The following is a 21421-nucleotide window of genomic DNA, read 5'->3' on the forward strand; positions in this document are numbered from 1 at the left end:
GAAGATTAAATATAGCATAAAATTGTATTGGACCCTGAAGAAAAAAGGGGTGGGATTATTTTTTCAAGATCAATATGTATGGCACAATTGATTTTATCCTAGCTTACGACCATAGGATTTTTTTAATGGTCGAATATTTTGATATTGGCTTATGGCCTGTGCTCCACTTCTTCTTTAAGTTCGTTGAGACGTTTTATTTTATCGTCCCGGTAGAAAAGGTTCATAGTTTCGAAGGGGATAATTTTATAATCTTTGTTAACGATATGCACACAAGACTTCTTAATGGCCCTAACGTCAAAATTATAGGCATCTATAAATTGCATGATGATAATTCTGAATAAATTGTCGTACCCCATATTGGGGGCATCTATTTCAGGTAGGCAGCACATGATGGACTTTAAATTTTCCGAAGCTTTTTCAACCGAGTTCCCGGTACTGAAAAGTTGAATCATTTTTTCATGTAACTGTTCGTCCTGTTCATAGATAATAGTATTCTTCCCACTATTTAGCAGGTCGTCCGGATTTATATACCTCGTTAAGGGAGTAACCTCTTCCCCAATCTTTAGGGCATACCCCATGACCAGGGCATCGGGGTTACAGGGAACGGGAATTAGGTCGTCCGGTTCAAAAATTGGGGATTGCTCCAAAATTTTGCGTCTAACCTCGGTCAGGGTAATCCTATTTTCATCAACTTGAAAATTCTCCAGCCTTCCCGCAATTTGGGTAGGCTGAAAGGTTACTCCCCGAACGCATTTTTGCTTAAGCGCAAAATCTATGGTTGCTCCCATTTCGTGGTCGTTTAAACCTTTCTGCAGGGTAACCACCAAGGTAGTGGAAAGGTTCAGGGCATTTAGATGTTGTAAGGCCTTTAAGCGGGTTTGTTTTAAATCGGCACCACGCAACGTCCTTAAAACCTGTTCATCCAGGGAATCGAACTGTAGATAAATTTCAAAATCGGGGGCGTAGGTAGCCAACCTTTCCGCAAAGGCAAAATCCTTGGCGATTTCAATGCCGTTGGTATTTACCATTAAATGTCTAATAGGTAAGGACTTGGCATAATCCAATATTTCAAAAAACTGTGGGTGTATGCTAGGTTCCCCGCCACTGATCTGCACTACATCGGGCTCGCCTTCGTTTATTACTATAACATCCAACATTTTTTTTATTTCCTCCAGTGTCCTATGCCTTCCATAGTGTGGCGAAGAGGAAGCGTAGCAGGTAGGGCAGCTGAGGTTGCAGCGGTCCGTAACTTCAACGACCGTAAGACAGGAGTGTTGCTCATGATCTGGACACAGTCCGCAATCATAAGGGCAACCATAATGGGTTTTGGTATTGAAAGTCTTTGGGTATTCCGAAGCCTTGTTGTAGTTGCGTATATTTTTGTAATAGTCAATATCATCGGCAATGATCACTTTTGATTTTCCATGCTCCCTACAATTTTTGAGCATATATACCTTTTCATCCTCAAAAATGATCTTGGCATCTACCCGCCTTAAACATTCGGGGCAAAGGCTTAGGGTAAAATCATAGTAGGTATAGTTTCTTGCGGGCATAGTTAATGGCTTCTCCAATGGATTTATAATAATACAACAAACAAAATAAGCATAAATATTGAATGCTGCTCAAGCCAAATAGGAAATAGCTATTGGGCTTTAAAAACTCCAACATAAACCTAAAAGAAAAATAGCCGATCATGAAAATTTTGAAATAGCTTCCATTTTTCATGGGTTGTGGGGATTGCTGCAGTTGCCTGATCAGAAAGAACAAACCAAGTAAAAAAACTATCTCATATAACGCAATGGGATGTCTGTAAAGTCCGTCCCCCAAATCCATACCAAAATAAAAACCAGTTTCTTTCCCAAAGGTAAATTCTTTGGTTCCTGCCAAAAGGCAACCCAACCGACCAATAGCGATCCCCAGGATTATGGGCAAAGTGAACAGGTCCCCGGAAGACTGTTTTTCTCCAATTAATTTTTTTACGAACTCCACACCCAACAACCCACCAAAGAGTCCGCCCATGATAGTTTTGTTGTTAAGGAGGGAAATTATGCCCTGGGAGTAGTGAAGGGGCGGATTTTCCAAAAAGGCCATAAGCCTTGAAAAAAAAAGGGCCCCGAATACGGCGCCGATGATAATGGACAACCGGTTATTGTTGGAGATGGTATCCGTTGTTCGCTTTCTTATATATAGATAATATCGGAAGCCAACAAAAAAAGCCAAATACTCCAACACTAGGTGTATATTGATCTTTATGCCAAACAAAATTGGCTCGAATGGCAAGGAAACAATTGGTAACATGAGGGCTAATTTACTTCATAATTAAATTTTCCTTCGATATAACGATCAAAATGTATCAAAAGTTAAACCGTATTTTGTGGTGCTGTTCAGCATTTAATTTATTCTTATCCCTTGAAATTTAGGATTATAGAATTTTTCAGTAATTTTGCAGTCCCAAAATTTAAAGGATAAATACTGTGCCTAAAATAGGAGACATTCAATTACCGGATTTCCCATTGTTGCTTGCACCAATGGAAGATGTTAGTGACCCCCCTTTTCGTGCTTTGTGCAAGGAGCAAGGAGCCGATGTGGTGTACACAGAATTTATTTCCTCTGAAGGCCTTATCCGGGATGCTGCCAAAAGCGTCATGAAGTTGGATATATATGAAAAGGAACGTCCGGTGGGGATCCAGATTTTCGGAGCCAACTTGGACTCCATGTTACAATCTGTGGAGATAGTGGAAAAATCCGGGCCGGATATTATCGACATCAATTTTGGGTGTCCTGTAAAAAAGGTGGTTAGTAAAGGTGCCGGGGCCGGTATCCTGAAAGATATAGATTTAATGGTATCCCTGACCAAGGCTATGGTAGCGCATACCAAGTTGCCCATTACCGTAAAAACGCGTTTGGGATGGGATTCCGATTCCATTAAAATAGTTGAGGTTGCGGAGCGATTACAGGATGTAGGTTGCAAGGCCATATCCATTCACGGTAGAACAAGGGTACAAATGTACAAAGGGGAAGCCGATTGGAGACCTATTGCGGAGGTAAAGAACAACCAGCGCATGCATATTCCGGTTTTTGGAAATGGTGACGTGGATACTCCGGAAATGGCTATGAAAATGCGGGATGAATACGGATTGGACGGGGCCATGATAGGTAGGGCCAGTATAGGATATCCCTGGTTCTTTAAGGAAGTAAAGCACTATTTTAAAACAGGGACCCATGCCGCACCACCTACCATGGAGGAGCGGGTTAATGCTGCCCGGCGTCATTTACAAATGGCCATAGATTGGAAAGGGGAGCAGCTGGGCGTTTTTGAAACCCGGAGGCACTATACCAATTATTTCAAGGGGATACCCAATTTTAAGGAGTACCGAATGAAGATGGTCACCAGTGATCATTCTGTAGATGTGTTTGAAGCTTTTGATGAGGTGATGGAAAAATTCGGCGACTTCGAATTTGTAGGTTAATGCGCAATTAATTTTTTGTTGATCCTACTGCTGGCAATCAGGGAGGCAATTATGCCCAGTACAAGAATGGTTGCCATTACAATAAATACATTGATCAAGCTATATTCCACTGGATAGGACAGGCTAGGGGTAATCTTTAACCATCCGAAGGCCAATTGGGACCATATTAACAAGGAACCCAAAAAAACACCTATAAGGCCTCCCAATCCTGTTACCAATATACCCTGTACAAAGTATATTTTTCGAAGTGCCTTTATGGTAGTACCCAAATTATATAAGGTCTTGGAGTTCTGCTGCTTGTCCAGAATCATCATGATGATGGCACCCACTACATTAAAAAGGGCAATTATAAGTACAAGGGTAAAAATGAGGTAAGTGGCCAGATTTTCTGTATTTAACATTCTGTACAGGGTGCTGTTCAATTCCCTACGGTTCTTTAGAACTACTTGACCTGGAAAAATAGCTTCAATTTGTCTTCTAAGTTCCGGGGTATTCGCATTTTCCTTTAACTTAAAGTTGATACCCGATATTTGGGTGCTATCTTTTTCCAGTAGGGCCTGTACCAATGGCAGATCTGCAAAAACATATTTACGATCCAATTCCTCTTCAATTTGGTAGATTCCACTGATGACCAAGTTGGTCTCATTATAGCTGTCCTTTAACAATCGTTGTCCTAATAAACCCTTTCCAGGTTTCGGAACTCGAATAACCAAGGGACTCCTAAAGTTGTTGATGCTCAATCCCAAAAGATTAACGACTCCCTGTCCTACAACCCCTTGCAATCTGTTGATGGCCCAATCTCCGTAAAAGTACAGGCTACTATCTATGGGGGTAGTTTTTAAAAAGGTAGAATCTATTCCCTTTATATAGGCAATATGGGCCTTTTGGTCGTGGGTGAGGTATACCTTTTCCTCAATTTCCTTGGAATAGGCTATTACGTCTTGCAGTTGTTGAAGTGCTTGGTCCTGGGATTCGGAAACGCCAAAGAATTTGCCTGTTATAGGTAGGGCCTTTAGATCCGGGTCTACCATGTTGGTATAGGAAAGGCTAAAGGTTTTTAATCCCGCAAAACCGGAAAGCACAATAAATAATGCGGCCGATCCGATAACGATGACCAGAAACGTAATAAAATTGATAATGTTTACGGCATTTTGGCTACTCTTGGAACGTAAGTACCGCTTTGCTATGTATAAAGGGAAGTTCAACCTTATGATTTTTTCCTTTTCTCCAACAGATCGGGATTTTTAACAGGATTTTCTTCGCCCTTAAGCGATTTTTCAATGCCATCTATATATTCCAGGGAATCATCCAAAAAGAATAACAGTTCGGGCACCCTTCTTAACTGATGCCTGGTACGTTGAGCCAGTTCGTGTTTAATCATTGGCTGATTGGATTTTATTCCTTCCAATAATTCCTTGCCCTTGGTGGCCGGAAAAATGCTCACATATATTTTGGCGATGGAAAGGTCTGAGGTGACCGACACTTTGGAGACCGAAATAAGTGTGCCTTTTAGTCCACCATCGGTTGCCGCACGTTGTAAAATATCCGCGATATCTTTTTGTATTACCCCGCCTATTTTCTTCTGTCGTTGTGTTTCCATAGGGCAAAAATACGATATATTTATATAGATTCTATGATTGTGAAGGGATTAGCTTTAGATTAAGGGGAATGTAGTATTTTTGGGAGAAAGGGAAGCGCTTTATTAGTGAAACTCAATTTTGGGAAGTCGGTAAGACGCACTTAAAATTGTAAGTTGAACTAATCCCGCCATTTTCGGCGGGATCTAGGTTCAATACCTCGACCCTAGGGTCGATTCCTATTATTGGGTTCAGGGCCTGCCTTTGTCGGCAGACAGGCCTGCCCTGAGGTTTAATACCTTTTATTGAATTTTATCAATGAATGGACGGGCAATATAAATAAATGGGAGTCCAGTATATTGGTATGGGCTAAATATGGTAAAAATGAACAAAATTGAACATTTGGGAATTGCGGTACATGATTTGGAAGCGTCCAACACCTTATTTGAGAAAATATTGGGGGTGCCACACTATAAAATTGAAGAGGTAGCTTCTGAGGGAGTAAAGACGTCCTTTTTTAAAGCAGGCCCCAATAAGATAGAACTGTTACAAGCAATAGATGACAATAGCCCTATTGCCAAGTTTTTGGAGAAGCGTGGGGAGGGGGTACACCACATTGCCTTTGCGGTGGAGGATATAGAAGCGGAAATTGAGCGTTTGATCTTAGAGGGATTTACGGTTTTAAATACAGTTCCCAAAAAGGGGGCGGACAATAAATTGGTGGTTTTTTTACATCCCAAGAGTACCAATGGGGTCCTGATAGAGCTATGTCAGGAAGATCCTTCATCAAAGAGGTGAGTAATGATACTTGTGGAGCTAGTGTATAGTAAAGCCCAATTAAGCTTGTAATTTTGTTTGCAGCGTTGAAAAATAAGTAGTAATATTGCACCCGCCTGCGGTTGGCAGGTCCGCAATTTGCGGATCCCGATTGCTTTTTCAAATAAGCGTATTTGAAGCTGGAAGCAAAAAAGGAAATGGTCCTATAGCTCAGTTGGTTAGAGCACCTGACTCATAATCAGGTGGTCCCTGGTTCGAGCCCAGGTGGGACCACATCAAGCAGAAAACCCACGCCCATAGCGTGGGTTTTTCATTTCTTGGAAGAAAGCTGGGCCTGTCCGAGGTTTCTAAAGGGAATGAAAAAAACGGTTCGCGTCAGCGAAGTGTGGTTTTCTATTTGCAAAAGTGGGCATTACTGGTCCACGTGCACTGCGAGCTAACCTAGGTGGGACCACTAGTAAAATCAAGCCTTCCCAGACGGGAGGGCTTTTTTGTTTTCAGATGGGTACAACATGTTTAAAACAATTCATTTTTCGATTTTGAATGTTGAATAAGGATTTATATGATAACCTCATTAAAATCTTTCTATACTTGATCCAATCCATCTTCTACTTTAATATTCAGGCTTCAATCTTTCTACAGTATTAATCGATTGGGATAAATTCAAAGAGTTAAAAATTTATATGGAGTTCAGTTCTATGTGTGAAGGCAATAGATAGTGAACTATCAATAGGAACAATATGTGTTTTCATAAGGGCTTAACCTTAAATCTATTAAAACATATTATTACTATTGGCGCAGTTTAGTTGGGAGATCTAAGGAGATCAACTTTACAATTACGCTGATTTCAGGAATTATGTCGAATTCAGTTGAAACCTGAAATTACACTGATATTATTGGCCAATAATGGTTTCTGACCCATAGTTTATAATAGCAAAATCGCCCCTACAAAAATAATATATTCTCATTTTTCGAGTAAAAAATCATTGGATTAACAAAATTAATCCACAACTAATCCAGGGCTAATCCAAAATTAACCCACAAACTAACCTTGCCCGGATATATTTACGGAAAATTAAATTTTTGAAAATACGATGTTGTTTTACAAAAATTACAACGATTGCCTAACCCTAATGTTTAAATGAAAAATATGAAAAGAAAATTAAATTTATTATTTGCCTTGTATTGTTGCTCGGTTGTTTTTCATTCCTGCGAGGATGAGGTTAATACAGCACCAAGGGAAATAAGTATGGGTTGTCTTGACACCCATTTGGAAACAATGGAGTCCCTTTTGGAAAACGCGACTATAGGTGATGAGGACGGAAGCTACCCGGAAGAAAATGCCTATGCGCTTCAAGAGGAAATTGAAAAGCTTCAGTTTGGTTATTCAAAAGGACTGGCTGGCCAATTTACCTTACAATTTGAAGCCGACAATTATTGTATTCAGGCCGAGAAGGCAATTGCGGAATTCCAGAATTCACTTCAATTTACATTACCTCCTGGCGAACCTGCAGAACTGATAGTATTTGGTATAGATGGAAAAGGACGTGTTGAGTTTGGTGCCGACCCCGCATTTGGAGGTGACGATGCTTTTTCGGTAGAGGCCTGGCTGAAATATGATAAAGGATTTTTTGAAAGCGGAATTGGAGATTTTATAGCAACGTTTGATGGGAGTACTCAGCCCATAGAAGGTTGGATGATCAATTTTTTGGGCGATAATTTACGTGCCACTATAGGAATGGGTCCTCAGGAATCAAGGGTATTGGAATTTGGAAGTAAGTATCCTCAAAATTATGGGGAGTGGAACCACCTTGTGATGGTTTACGATGCCAGTTTGGCTGAAGGCCAGCTAAAGATGTATATAAATGGGGAGCTTTTCTTTAGCAAAACCAACGACATTTTTAATGGTGCGGGGGAACTACAATCGTATCAACCAAATACCAAGAACTTTAATATGTGGGCCTTTCAGGAACCTACCGACAGAGGAAGGACCATGACCGGTTATATTAAAAAGTTCCGTTTTTGGAATACGGCCAAATCATTGGAAGATATAAAAGTTCTTATGAATTCGGACGTATCAGGTGCTGAAACCGACTTGGAGTGTGCGTGGGATTTTACCCAAGTGCCGGAAGATGATCAAAATATAGTGGATAAAACAGGGAATCACACTGCAAAGATTGTGGGTAGCTATAAATGGATGCCACTTAATGACTAACCCTTACGAATATTAAACGTGAATTTAATTATGAAAAAAAACAAAAAATACACAACACAGTTGATGTTGGTGGTGACCTTAGCTTTTTTATTCCTATCCACAGGGCAACTTAGGTCTCAAGATCAGAATACCGAGGTCCAAGTTACTGGCTTGGTGAAGGACCAGGAGGGCTTTCCCATTCCAGGGGCAAATGTTGTTATTGAGAATATGCGAAAAGGGGTGGTTACGGATTTTGATGGAAAATTTAGTATTAGTGTCCCAAAGGGAAGTGAACTGGCTATTACGTTTATTGGGATGGTACCCCAAAAGAGGGTCATTACAGAAGAGACCTTCTTGTCCATTATAATGCAAAATGATGAGGAGGTATTGGAAAATGTAGTGGTTATAGGATATGGCTCCGTAGAAAAAAAGGATCTGACAGGTTCTATAGAAACCATATCTTCCAATGATCTGGTAAGAGTAAACAATACCAATGTTACGGAGACCTTGAATGGTAAAGTAAGTGGTGTCTTGGTAACCAAATCCTCTAATAGGCCCGGTGCCAATATGAGCATGCAAATAAGGGGGATGAACTCTATCAACTCCTCCAACGAACCCTTATATGTAGTGGATGGGATTCCTTCCTATTCCGGTCTGAAATACCTAAGCCCCAATGACATTCAATCCATTGATGTATTAAAGGACGCATCCTCAACGGCCATTTATGGTTCTAGAGGGGCCAATGGCGTTGTTATAGTGACTACCAAAGGGGCCAATAAAAAGAAGGGCTTCTCATTGGAGTACAGTGGTTCGATGGGGGTGAAAACCCCTACGCGTATCCCGGATATGTTGGGGAATAAAGGCAACGGACTGGAGTACGTGGATTATAGGATTGCATTGTGGAAAAAGAAATATGGGGATGCCTCCCTTTCCAGGTCCGACTTTTTAACCGAAGACGAAAAACGGCGTATACGCAATGGCGAATATTATGATTGGCTGCGCGAGGTTTCTGATAATAGTATGGTTACCAACCACAGCATATATTCTAGTGGCGGCAACGAAAAAACTTCCTATTCCTTTGGTCTTGGATATTTAAAGGATGAAGGTATGGTAGGAAAAGAAGGCTTTGAACGTATTACAGCAAATATTGGATTGGAACACCGATTTTCGGATAAGATTACAACAGGATTAACCGCTTATATTTCCAATAATAATACCAATCATGGGGCAGCGGAAACCTTAATAAATGCCTATTTTATTCCACCCATCGTGAGTCCATACGATGAGAACGGGGAATATGCCTTTATTGTTCAACCCACATCCAGTAAAATAAATCCCTTTATTCAGAACGAGAACAACATCCGGGAAACGGAGGCTTTTTTTGCCAATTTTTCCGGATTTCTGGAAATTAAACCTATGAAAGGGCTTTCCCTAAAATCCCAGTTGGCTTACCAGTTTGATACGGATCTTTTTGGGGAATGGATTGGCACTTTCACCCAGCAAAAAAGTGGTGTAAATGAAAGCGAGGCGTATCGTAGGGAAGGCAGAAATAGAAATTTGGTATGGGATAATATCCTTACCTACAAAAAGGAATTTTTCAATGACCATAGGTTAGATGTTATTGGATTGTTCAGTATTCAAAAAGACACGCATCAGGGATCCGAAATGAGAGGCGATGGGCTGCCCTATGCATCTGATTGGCACGCCATCCAAACTGCGGACGAGATCCGTGATGTGAGTAGTTATTATTGGGAATCGGCACTTAATTCATATATGCTTCGAGCCAATTACTCCATGTGGGATAAGTATATATTGACCTTTACGGGCCGTTACGATGGAACCTCGAGACTCAAAAAGGGAAACCAGTGGGGTTTTATGCCCTCCCTGGCATTTGGTTGGCAAATGAAAAATGAGAATTTTTTGAAGAATGTTGACGCTATTAATTCCTTAAAACTACGTGTCAGTTATGGAAGGACCGGCAACAATAACATTGGGCATGATATAACGTGGACCAAATTGGATCTTTCCCGATATACTTTCGGGGATAGCGGCATTAACGGATTTGGACTTGGAGGGGCCAAAGGCAATGACGATCTGAAGTGGGAAATGACATCCGAACATAATGTCGGCTTGGATTTCGGATTTTTTAATAATCGTATTTCAGGGAGTATCGATGCTTACAGCCGTACTACGAAGGACCTAATTTTTAATAAGGCGGTTGGTTCCGTAAACGGGTTTAATTCTATATATGAAAATATTGGGACCACTACCAATAAGGGACTCGAGATAGGGCTAAATACCGTTAATATCTCCACTAAGGATTTTTATTGGAAAAGTAAATTATCATTTTCCTTGAACCGGAATAAAATAAAGGATCTGTACGGGGACAAAAAGGATGATTTGGGTAACCGTTGGTTTATAGGCCAGCCTATAAACGTAATCTACGATTTAAAGCAGATCGGGATATGGCAGGAATCCGAATCGGATGAAGCCGCTTTGTATGGTCAGAGCGTTGGGCATATAAAGGTTGAAGACGTTAATGGGGACTACAACTTGGACCAACAGGATTATCAAATCGTGGGATCACCCAACCCGGATTGGATGGCCGGAATGGTAAATACGTTTTCCTATAAGAATATTGATCTTTCTTTTGATATATACGCAAGGATCGGGGGGCTTTATAATGATAGTTTTGCCTATACCTTCACGGCCTGGGATAACGAGCATTGGAACAAGGCCGATGTAAATTATTGGACCCCTGTTAATCAAAGCAACGATTATCAAGAGGTGGGAGCCCAATCTTATAATACACAAGTGCTGGGTCAAGTTTCAGGAACATTTGTAAAGATTCAGAACATCACCTTGGGATATTCCTTAAATGATAAAATGAATAAATTTTTAGGGCTTAATAATGCAAGGATTTATGGATCTGTACAAAACCCTTTCACCTTTTCGGACTACATCGGTTCTGATCCAGAAATTATAGGGGAAGATTTAAATACCCAGCTTTCATTGTTCCCAATGACTTTTACCCTAGGTGTTAACCTCAACTTTTAATCGAATTCAGATATGATAAAAAATATAAGTCAACTCGTTTTTCTCACAGTATCGGTTTTTTTCTTGGTCAATTGTTCCGATAATTTGGATATTGATAATCCTTCGGCCATAACAGATGATTTCTACAACACCAAATCGGGCCAAGAAAAGCTTTTGGTAGATATGTATTCCAAGTATCGCTCTGTATTCAATACAGGTGAACTTCAATACTATGGCACTGATCTTTACATGGCCATCACGGAAAGTCCCAATGAAAGAATGTTCAATGGATACGATCCCTCCTTTAACTCTACTGCAGGAGTTGTGGGGCCATATTGGAACAATTTATATAAGATTGTTCAGGAGGGGAACATTTTACTTTCCCGAGCCAGTTTGGATACGGAGGGAATGACCATGGAAGAATTTAATGAAATAACGGGACAAGCTAGGATTTTAAGAGCTTTGGCCTATTATTATTTGGTGGAGACTTTTGGACCGGTGCCGCTCTATACCACGGAACAGAACACTGTAATTACGGAGGTGGAAAGGAATTCCGAAGCTGAAGTATATAGTTTTATGGTGAATGAGCTTTCCGAGGTGGTAGATCTGCTCCCATGGGAGGTAGAGGAACCTGGAAGGCTTGGAAAAGCTGCGGCCTTACAGTTATTGGGGAAAGTATACTTGACCCGTGCCTACAAGACTTTTGCCAATCCCTTGGATTTTGAACTGGCTGCCGAGCATTTGGATCGAATTATTGAGGATCCGGATTCCCCATATGAGTTGTTGGATTCCTATGCCAGTGTCTATGACGAAAACAACCAGAACAATGCTGAGGTGATCTGGGCCATACAATATGGGAAGGATAGAAATTATATTGGTGGGGGCAACCCACAACAGTCACTGTTTGGATTTAATATTGTAGCACTGGAGCCGGATTTATTTGATAGGGTACAATCCGATTATAGCTCCATGAGTCGTGGCTATTGGATAAACCCTAGGGTACATGAATTATTTGAGAATCCTTATGTTGACTCCCGTTATGATGCAACCTTCCAAAGAGAGTTTTACGTGAATAATCCAAATAGTGATGATTATGGCAAATTAGGTATTTATTTTCCTCGATGGAATGATGATTCCGGAAACACCAATGAGGCTATAAACTATTATGCTTTCAAAGAAGATGGTGATTACAAATGGTACCCTCAGTCCACAGCATTACCGATTCTTACAACGGCTGTGGATAGGATGCCGATCATAAAAAAGTTTAAGGATACCCAAATTGATTGGGGTGGTCCTGGTTCCAGGGAAGATGTGATCTTTAGATTGTCCGATACCTATTTGTTAAGTTCCGAAGCCAATTTGGGGGCTGGGAACCTTGATAAGACCTTAAACAGGATCAATACTTTAAGAAGACGTGCTGCGGTAACACCCTCGGAAAGGGACAACATGGAGGTATCATCGGTAGATATAGATTTTATTTTGGACGAACGGGCTAGGGAATTGATGGGAGAACACGATCGTTGGTTCGATTTAAAGCGTACCGGTAAATTGATCGATAGGGCCAAAGAGTACAATATTTTTGTTGAAAAATATAACAATATCGGGAATAATCACCTAGTTCGCCCTATTCCTCAGGATGAGATTAATAAAGTAGATGGACTTACTCAAAATACAGGTTACTAATTGATTTAAGACATAAAAAATGAAAAATACCATGAACAATATATTGATATTCTTATTCATGTCAACCTTGTCCTTTACGGGTTGCGATAATTATGAATCACCAAACCCCTTGGACTTTCAGAACGAAGAGGAGGAGGCTAGCCTTTATCTGGAACAATATGACCCCTTTAAAGATGAGGGGCAATACTGGCACCCAGAAATGACTGTTAAACCCAAAAAATATTGGAATTGCGTAGAAGTAATCCCAGTGGGAAGTAGAAATGAACTGGGACAGACGGAAAAAATAAGGGGTTTGCAATACCATCTATTATGTCAATCCTTGGCAGGCTTGACCAATAGGGCCGTAGAGCAAGGAAAAAGCGAGGTGGGGGTGTGGTTACATGACCATAGCGGAAAGGAATCCTATAAGGTTTCCAAGCAGGCTTTGGAAAATATGGGAATCAAAGAGCAAGGGATGCAAAGTGGTCTTGAATTGGCCCGTAACAATTATGGTCCAGATAATGGAGTAGCCCTACAGCTAAAAGATTTGTTCGACGGCTACGTACTCACCGATGTGGAAAATAATCCCGAAAGTAATATTGTAGCCTCCATAGCTTCCCATGTCCATAATTCCATTATTGTGGATGTAAGGGACAAGGAGTATTATGAAGAAGCAGGATATGAAATGACCTATGATGCTACCACTAAAACTACCCAAGATGCATGGAATGAATTTAAGGATAAATGTAATAATAAGGCCTTGGTCGTTATGCCTGTACAAACGGGGGAGTTGCGGGAGTTTGCCATAAAGAACAATCTGTTCGTAATCAACTTAAATAAAGAATTCAATAACCCGTCCGCAGGCCAAAATGTGGCATTGTTCGAAGAAGTATTGAATTGGCTGGAGCCCAATTCACCGGTATATGGTTGGGAACAGGGTGTGGGAGAGGATCAGTTTGTAGACAAGGTATCCCAAAGTGGCAATATCATGGTCCCCTCGGACTGGTCGTACAATACGAGTTTAACCTCAATTCTTTATAAGGAACGTCAAGCCGGGTTGGCAAAGGTTCTGAATCCACAATTTATAGATTTTGAGGAGGAAGGAAAGAAATATGTTTCCTATTATTTGTCCGATGGCGACAACATTCAGTGGATGATGAACGGATTTGATGGATCTGATTATTACACCCACCCTGAGGCAAATGAAATGAAAATGTCGTTTGGTCTGCCAGTAGATAATTTGTCTATGATGGCACCTTCAATGATGCAATCCCTTTTTGAAGGACAAGCATCAAAAACATCCGTGGTGCAAACTTTTGGGGGCGGATATACCTATGCCGACAACCTTGGTGAAACGGCTAATAGGGTCCAGGACCTAAAATACATATCCGAAGCTATGGCTTCCCATATGCGACAACATAGGGTTAAAGTATTGGCCTTGATTGCAAAAGACGTTCGGTCTACACAGTCGAAGGAGGCCTATCAGGCCTATGTGGATGCCAACGATCAATTGGAAGGTATTATAGCCGTACAATATTCACCATATGCCGGGGGGGAAGGTGATATTATTTGGGTGACCAATAGCAAAGGGTATGACATTCCCGTAGTTACCGTTAAATATTCCTTATGGAATTTTGGAGACCACAACAATGATCGGGAAGGAACTCCTACCTATATAGCCAATAAATTAAATTCGGAAACATCTGATAACCCATTTAGCCTGGTGTCTGTTCACGCGTGGAGTAAGTTTACGGACATTGGGAACTCCAATGACGAACTGGCCGAAAATGCCGGGGGCAATGTGGTAGGTCCAGGGGTGGCCAAACTAAATGCGGATAAGCTGGATGGGAACTTTAAGGTAGTGAATGTGGAGGAATTGATATGGCGGATAAGAATGCATTACCGTCCTGAACAAACTACCAAATGGTTAAAGGAAGTATTTTAAAATTTGTACCCAGTTTTGCAAATAGGAATCCATTTTACCATAGTACACTATTCTTTGAAATAGATGGAATTTTTTTGTAGATGAGGCACAATAAACTTATAGAGTTGAGTTGGTTATGAGTGGAGGGGCAAAGAATAGTGAATTCTTTGCCCTTTTTTAAGTATCATCGTACGTTACGTTTTGATTCGTACCAGTCCTTAAAAGAGGACAATTAAACAGAAAATTATGAAGTTAAGAAGATTGACTATGATATTGGGGCTTATATGTTCATGTACGGCCATGGCCCAGCCTAAAAAAAAAGATACCCCGGTATCTTATGTAGAATATGTAAATCCTTTAGTAGGGTCGGATTCTGAGTTCGCCCTTTCCAATGGAAATACCTACCCTGCAATTGCTACCCCTTGGGGAATGAATTTTTGGACTCCACAGACCGGAAAAATGGGTGATGGTTGGGGGTATACCTATGATGCACTTAAAATTAGAGGTTTTAAACAGACCCATCAGCCCAGTCCGTGGATCAATGATTATGCCGCGTTTTCACTTTTTCCGGAGACAGGGGAATTAAAGATTAATGAGGACGATAGGGCATCGTGGTATTCCCATAAGACGGAAATTAGCCAACCGCATTATTACAGGGCTTATTTAGCCGATTATGATGTTACTACCGAAATTACGCCTACAACAAGGGGTGCACAGTTCAGGTTTACTTTCCCGGAATCCAAAAGATCTCACATTTTGGTCGATGGATTTTTTAAAGGGTCTATGGTCAAGGTTATTCCAAGTGAGCGTAAAATAATCGGTTATTGCAGGAACAATAGTGGAGGGGTCCCAGAAAATTTCCACAATTATTTTGTTATTGTTTTTGATAAGGATTTCGAAGAGTTGATTACATGGGAAAAAGAAGAAGGAAAAGATAGTTCACCAAAAGTGTCCGAAGATCAAAAAGCGGAGGGTTACCATGTGGGTGCTGTCATTACGTTCAAGACCAGGGATGGTGAGAAGGTAACCGCTAAGGTGGCATCGTCATTTATTAGTCCCGCACAGGCCCAAATAAACCTAGATCGTGAAATAGGGGAAGATTCTTTTGACCTAACAAAGGCCAAGGCCGAAGCTTCCTGGAACAAAGAACTGGGTAGAATGGAAGTGGCGGGGGGAACCCTAGAACAGTATAGGACTTTTTATACGGCCCTATATCGAGTGCTATTGTTCCCAAGAAAATTTTATGAATTTAATGCCAATAATGAAATAGTTCATTATAGCCCTTATAATGGAAAGGTATTGCCTGGTTATATGTTCACCGATAATGGTTTTTGGGACACCTTTAGGGCAGTATTTCCCTTCTTCACCATTATGTACCCCGATTATTTAAGTAACGTTATGAAGGGTTTGGTAAATGCCTACAATGAAAGTGGCTGGTTACCGGAATGGGCAAGTCCAGGACATAGGGATTGTATGATAGGATCCAATTCGGCCATAAATATTGCCGATGCCTATCTAAGGGGGATTAGGGGTTATGATATAGAAACGTTGTATGAGGCGGTAGTGAAGAATTCGAATAGTAAAGGTCCTTTAAATTCCGTAGGTAGGTTTGGTGCAGAATTTTACAATGAGTTGGGCTATGTACCTTATGATGTTGGTGTAAATGAAAATGCCGCCAGAACTCTGGAATATGCCTTTGCCGATTGGAGCATTGCAAAATTGGGAGAAGCTTTAAGAAAGCCGAAGAAGGAGGTAGAATTGTTCAGGCAACGTTCTTTAAATTATAAAAATGTATTCGATCCAGAAATTGGATTTATGCGGGGCAAAAACAAAGATGGATCTTGGGCTACTAGCTATACGCCGGATAAATGGGGTGATGCCTTTACTGAAGGCGCTGCCTGGCATTGGACATGGTGCGTGTTTCACGATCCCTTAGGCTTAGCCCAAGAATTTGGAGGCCAAGAGAAAATGCGTTCGCGCTTGGATAGTGTATTTACTACTCCCCCAACATTTAATGAATCGTATTACGGGCAACAAATCCATGAAATAACAGAAATGTTAGTGGCGGATATGGGACAATACGCACATGGAAATCAGCCTATACAACATGCAATTTACTTGTATAATTGGTTAGGGCAACCTTGGAAAACACAAAAACATGTGCGAAATGTTATGGATAAATTGTACTCTTCGGCACCTGATGGCCTTTGTGGGGATGAGGACAACGGGCAAACCTCTGCCTGGTATGTGTTCTCAGCAGCAGGGTTTTATCCCGTAACTCCAGGTACCGGGCAATACGCCCTTGGTAGTCCGTTGTTTAAAAATGTGAAAATGCATTTGAGAAATGGAGAAACCTTTGAAATAAATGCCAGGGAGAACTCCAAGGAGAACATATATATTGATGTTATTCAGAGGAATAAAAAAATGTACAACAAAACTTATATCACCTATGACGATATCATGAAGGGCAGTAAATTTGAACTAATTATGAAATCGGAACCCAACTTAAAAAGGGGAACGGAAGAGAGTTCAAAACCCTATTCCCTATCCAAAGACAATTAAAATGGTAATTAAGGACTTTGCCTAAGTATATAATTGGGAATGCCGATTGGCTGTCCTTACTTTAAATCATCAGGGATGTTCTCGGTAACTTCATTAAAGGTATAAGGGAAATCGTCATCGAGTACTTTTTTGTACTCGATGACAAAATTATTGTAGTATTTCTTTGCCCTGTCTACAAGGCCTAATTTAATATAGGCATGAATTTTATAATAAAGGGACAACTCGTTCAATTGCTCTATATTACTAAGTATTTCGGTCAACTGAACCACTTTGGCATAATCATTTTCCTTGTGGAAATGTTTAATTTGATCAGGGATAACCTTTAGGACCTCGTGTTCAAAGTCGGTCTTTATTTGATCAAAGTACGGATGGTTAAAGGATTTTAGAAAGGTCCCTTTTTTGGATATGTACACAAGCCTTTCCATAGCCTTATCGTTACCTGCATTTTGGTTTAAGGCTTTTAAGCTTTTGATAAAATCAAAATAATCGCAATGAAAGTCCTTGTCAAATGAAATAGAAAACAAACCTTGGGTGAATACCACCTCCAAACCTTTCATATCCAGCAGGGTCTTTCGCAACTGGTTTATAGCTACATTCTTCGTATTCTTTACTTTCTTAGGCTCCTTTTCTGGCCACAGGATATTGTTGATTTCTTCGGAAACAATTCCCAAAGGAACTTTTTCCCAACTATGCAATAGGATGAGCACAAACAGCTGTCTTATTTTATTGCTAAACAAATAACTAATGTTTTTTCCATCGGGATCAAATACTGTAAATGGACCAAAGAGGGAGATGGAATTGTTGGCAATGCCGGTATATTGGGTGGATTGATCTACAGCAATGATAGTCCTTATTTGTTTTTCTTTTTCCCTTTTATTTTTGTTCCATCTTTTTATGATGTACCAAGAGAAAATGAGCATAAGGAAAATACCCGATAAAATGTAAGCCCATATATATTGGGTAGGGGTCTTTTCGGAGGTATATTTGGCAATCATTTTTTTGGAAACCGGGGGGTTGTTCAAGGAAAAGATATTGATGGTATTGGAACCATCAATAGAAAACTCCTGAACCGTACAATAAAATTCGTTTGTTTCATTATTAAAATAGAGATTGGCATTCGTCTTTATTCTTTCGGAAACAATAGGCACGGAGTCACCAAGTATTTCAAAATTACCGGTGTTAAGGTCATAACGATTCATTTGTAGGAAGGAATCTGGAATGTATTCGGAATAATTTAAGGTGTAAAAGGCGGTGGAATCGGAGGAAAGAACCATATTTCTGACGGAAGCCAAGTTTTGGTCCCGATTTATTTCCCATAGTTTTTTTATATTTCCTTTTTCAAAATCTACCTCGTAACAATCATAATAATAAGTCTTGCCTATACTTTGGTCACCGGACTCATTGCCTACCCCTCCAAATATTAAGACTTCCTCAGGACCGGTTTGAACCATTCCAGAGAAAAAACGAGGGGAAATGGTAGCTCCCTTTAAAGTTAGAGTATCCCATTTGTTGGTAGAAAGGTCAAATGTATTAAAAGTATTGTTTAGCCTTTGGTTTCCAAAACCACCGAATATGATAAAACGGTTATTGTTATGATCCCAAATTAAATTGTGGTGGTGTCTTTGCTGCGTGAGTTGGTGGCGGCTTAGTATTTTGGTATTTAGATTGTCTAGGTCAATACTCGCAATTGTAGCACTATCATTGGGAAGGTCGTTTACTTCATATACGATCAATTCGTTCGTTCCCGAATTTACAAAACTGGTACCTAGGTTCATGGGAACTGGAAATATGTCATTTAATGGACGTTTCCTGTTTAGATCCTTTCCATATTCATAATAGCCAATGGAATCTGAATTGATATAGATAAACCTTTGGTTGGTTTCATCAAAAGCCAAGGATGTGATTGATTTGGAACGGGTGGTGAATCTATGTTTCCAATGATAGGAATCATTAATGAGCCAATTAGGATGCAGTACGGTACCGTATCCTTTGCCATGGGCATCATAGACGGTATTCCCTTCACTTTCATGAAAGTTAAATTGATATGTGTTGGAACCTTCGGTGATGGATAGGTTTTTAATGGCCATTAAAGGAACATCTATTATACTACCGTGTTTTCCAAAAAATAAATTTGGGGTGATATTGGTTTTAAATTCATACCGGTCAGTGCTAAAGGTTTTATGGTCAACGGTTAGGATAATTTTTTTTGACGAGACATTGAACGTTAGGGAAATATTCATCCATTTTTTATTCCCAAGGGAGCTCTCCTGCAATGGTATCTTTAAAAGATTTTTAACCCCGTCCAAGTTAAAACTTAGTTGAAACGATTCTTCTGAACTGTTTAAGTAGGTGAGGGAGTACGAGGTTAACTGATTTTTATCGCCTATAGAAAGAATATATCCAAAACTATCACTGTCCAATATGGATAGATCAAAATTAACCTCAAAGGATTTGTTAAAATTAGGCTGGATGTTGGCGAATACATTGTATTCCGTTCTTTTGGCTATTAAACTGTCATTTGAATTAAATAAAAGTCCCTGGCAATTCCCTTTTAAAGGAAAGCATATAAGTAGAAGTAGTATTATCGGGACTCTAGACAGAGCAATGAATTTTAGGGGATTTAAACGCTAAAGTTAGTATTTTTTAGGTATCGGCCAATTTTCTTATCATCTCTGTTTTCTCTTTTTTTGATCCCATTATGCCTTATTAAATAGTGTAAAAATGGTTTTTAATCAATTTCCAATAGCTTCCATTTAGGCGGGATTTTCCAAAAGAATCCTTTGTTTGGTTTTAAGATAAAACCTGGGCGAGTAGTTTATACAGTCTAAGGTGCTACCCCAAACCTTTCCAATGAAACCTTGGTATACTGTCTTAAGGAGTCCCTGTTAAAGATCACAAAATAATACGATTGGGAAAGGCTACAATTTTAGTAAACCAAGGATTATAAGAAACTATGGCAAGATGATTTAAGGGCATGATTAGAACTACAATCTGGCAAACTAACTATAACTAACATTTAAAAAACACTTGGACATATGGTTTTTTTATAATTTAATTCTTCGGTTCAATTAAACCTTAATTATTATATTCCTCTTGTACATATACCAAATAAGAATAAAAATCAATAGTGTATTTATTATGGAATATGCAAAAGATGCATTATAAGGGTTGAATACTGAAGTAAGAACCTCATTAAACATCCACTCCTTAGGGCTGATTTTACTCCCATTAAATGTAATAAATTGATTTCTGGTTACTAACTGACCAAAAATTCCTGCTACAAAATAAGCAGTCAAAGCATTGGTGCCAAAAGCGATAAAAGGCTTAATCCCTTTTTGAAATTTTTGAACATCCAAAAACCAAAAGGATGTGGCGAAACAAATAACAGCTATGCCGGATGTAAATAACACATAGGATGATGTCCACAATCTTTTAATCATTGGAAATTCATAGCTAAATGCCCAGCCTAGCATTAGAAATGTACATCCAATTATAAACATCCAAATTAGCTTTACTTCAGTTGCAATATCTTTCCTTACAAGCAAATGGCTATTGAGAACACCAAATAATCCAGAAGCTATTGCAGGAATCGTAGTGAAAATGCCTGTAGAATCATATTGCCCCTGTCCATGGCTACCTATATATCCTTCCAATATTAGTCTATCAAACCAAGCCGAAAAATTATTGATGGGATCCAAGTTTGACGGTCCAATACCGGGAACAGGAACATACATCATTACAATATAATACCCTATAAGAATTCCTCCAAACCAAATTATTTGGCTTTTTTTACTAGCATATAAAAATAGAATCGAACAAAATAGGTATACCAATGCTATTCGCTGAAGCACACCAGGAATTCTAATTTCGTTAAAATTAAAATTAGGCAATAAGTTAAGAAACAATCCAAGGGAAAATATAATACATGCTCTTTTTATAGTTTTCTTTAGTAGGAGTTTTTTGGTTGCCCCCTTGGTTAAAGCCTTTCCAAAGGCAAGTGTAATAGATACTCCAACAATAAACAAAAAGAAAGGAAATATTAAATCGGTAATGGTACACCCTTCCCATTTAGCATGCGATAATTGGTAATACTTTATTTGCCAACTCCCCGGATCATTTACCAAGATCATTGCAGCAACTGTTACTCCTCTAAAAAAATCTAATGATGTTAGCCTCATATTTATTGTTCTGACACTGTGTTTGGTTTGACTATTACCAC

The 21421-nt window shown here is 39.7% G+C and carries 13 protein-coding genes and 1 tRNA gene; 8 read left to right on the forward strand and 6 right to left on the reverse strand.

The window, feature by feature from the left end:
- Positions 1-149: 149 nt before the first annotated feature.
- The gene (locus QSE00_RS00695) at positions 150-1553 is read right to left on the reverse strand and encodes a radical SAM protein (protein WP_286104503.1); all 1404 of its coding nucleotides are present in this window, start codon (positions 1551-1553) and stop codon (positions 150-152) included.
- A complete protein-coding gene (locus QSE00_RS00700; RefSeq protein WP_286104504.1) occupies positions 1525-2298 on the reverse strand; it encodes a prolipoprotein diacylglyceryl transferase in 774 nt (257 codons plus the stop codon). Before QSE00_RS00700 ends, QSE00_RS00695 begins: the two co-directional genes overlap by 29 nt.
- A 176-nt stretch (positions 2299-2474) precedes the next feature.
- On the opposite strand from QSE00_RS00700, the gene dusB reads away from it, so the two are divergent.
- Positions 2475-3470: a tRNA dihydrouridine synthase DusB gene (gene dusB / locus QSE00_RS00705; RefSeq protein ID WP_110356290.1), complete on the forward strand. Its 996-nt coding sequence runs from the start codon at positions 2475-2477 to the stop codon at positions 3468-3470.
- Here dusB and QSE00_RS00710 read toward each other — a convergent pair.
- A complete protein-coding gene (locus tag QSE00_RS00710; protein WP_286104505.1) occupies positions 3467-4675 on the reverse strand; it encodes an ABC transporter permease in 1209 nt (402 codons plus the stop codon). The two genes, dusB and QSE00_RS00710, sit on opposite strands and share 4 nt — an antisense overlap.
- 2 nt (positions 4676-4677) lie before the next feature.
- On the reverse strand, positions 4678-5070 hold the full coding sequence (rbfA, locus tag QSE00_RS00715; protein WP_110356292.1) for a 30S ribosome-binding factor RbfA: 393 nt from the start codon (positions 5068-5070) through the stop codon (positions 4678-4680).
- A gap of 361 nt (positions 5071-5431) precedes the next feature.
- Here rbfA and mce point away from each other — a divergent pair, with 361 nt between their 5' ends.
- The 7 genes from mce (at position 5432) to QSE00_RS00750 (ending at position 17202) form a co-directional block, all read left to right on the forward strand.
- Positions 5432-5845, forward strand: a complete 414-nt coding sequence (gene mce, locus QSE00_RS00720; protein ID WP_110356293.1) for a methylmalonyl-CoA epimerase — start codon at positions 5432-5434, stop codon at positions 5843-5845.
- A gap of 178 nt (positions 5846-6023) precedes the next feature.
- Positions 6024-6097, forward strand: a tRNA-Ile gene (locus tag QSE00_RS00725).
- An 877-nt stretch (positions 6098-6974) separates the two neighbouring features.
- On the forward strand, positions 6975-8039 hold the full coding sequence (locus tag QSE00_RS00730) for a LamG-like jellyroll fold domain-containing protein (RefSeq protein WP_286104506.1): 1065 nt from the start codon (positions 6975-6977) through the stop codon (positions 8037-8039).
- Positions 8040-8069: 30 nt separating this feature from the next.
- Positions 8070-11075, forward strand: a complete 3006-nt coding sequence (locus QSE00_RS00735; protein ID WP_286104508.1) for a SusC/RagA family TonB-linked outer membrane protein — start codon at positions 8070-8072, stop codon at positions 11073-11075.
- Positions 11076-11087: 12 nt separating this feature from the next.
- Positions 11088-12737, forward strand: coding sequence for a RagB/SusD family nutrient uptake outer membrane protein (locus QSE00_RS00740; protein WP_286104509.1), 1650 nt, complete (start codon positions 11088-11090; stop codon positions 12735-12737).
- Between the two features lie 19 nt (positions 12738-12756).
- Complete coding sequence (locus QSE00_RS00745; RefSeq protein WP_286104510.1) at positions 12757-14661, forward strand: GxGYxYP domain-containing protein; 1905 nt, start codon at positions 12757-12759, stop codon at positions 14659-14661.
- A gap of 225 nt (positions 14662-14886) precedes the next feature.
- Positions 14887-17202, forward strand: a complete 2316-nt coding sequence (locus QSE00_RS00750) for a GH92 family glycosyl hydrolase (RefSeq protein WP_286104511.1) — start codon at positions 14887-14889, stop codon at positions 17200-17202.
- Between the two features lie 56 nt (positions 17203-17258).
- On the opposite strand, the gene QSE00_RS00755 is transcribed toward QSE00_RS00750, so the two are convergent.
- Together QSE00_RS00755 and QSE00_RS00760 are read right to left on the reverse strand one after the other, a co-directional pair.
- Positions 17259-19622, reverse strand: a complete 2364-nt coding sequence (locus tag QSE00_RS00755) for a Kelch repeat-containing protein (RefSeq protein ID WP_286104512.1) — start codon at positions 19620-19622, stop codon at positions 17259-17261.
- Between the two features lie 648 nt (positions 19623-20270).
- Positions 20271-21380 (reverse strand): acyltransferase family protein, encoded by a 1110-nt coding sequence (locus QSE00_RS00760; RefSeq protein WP_286104513.1) that lies wholly within the window; start codon positions 21378-21380, stop codon positions 20271-20273.
- Positions 21381-21421 lie beyond the last annotated feature (41 nt).

This window comes from Arenibacter flavimaris (assembly GCF_030291335.1).
Classification (GTDB): Bacteria; Bacteroidota; Bacteroidia; order Flavobacteriales; family Flavobacteriaceae; genus Arenibacter.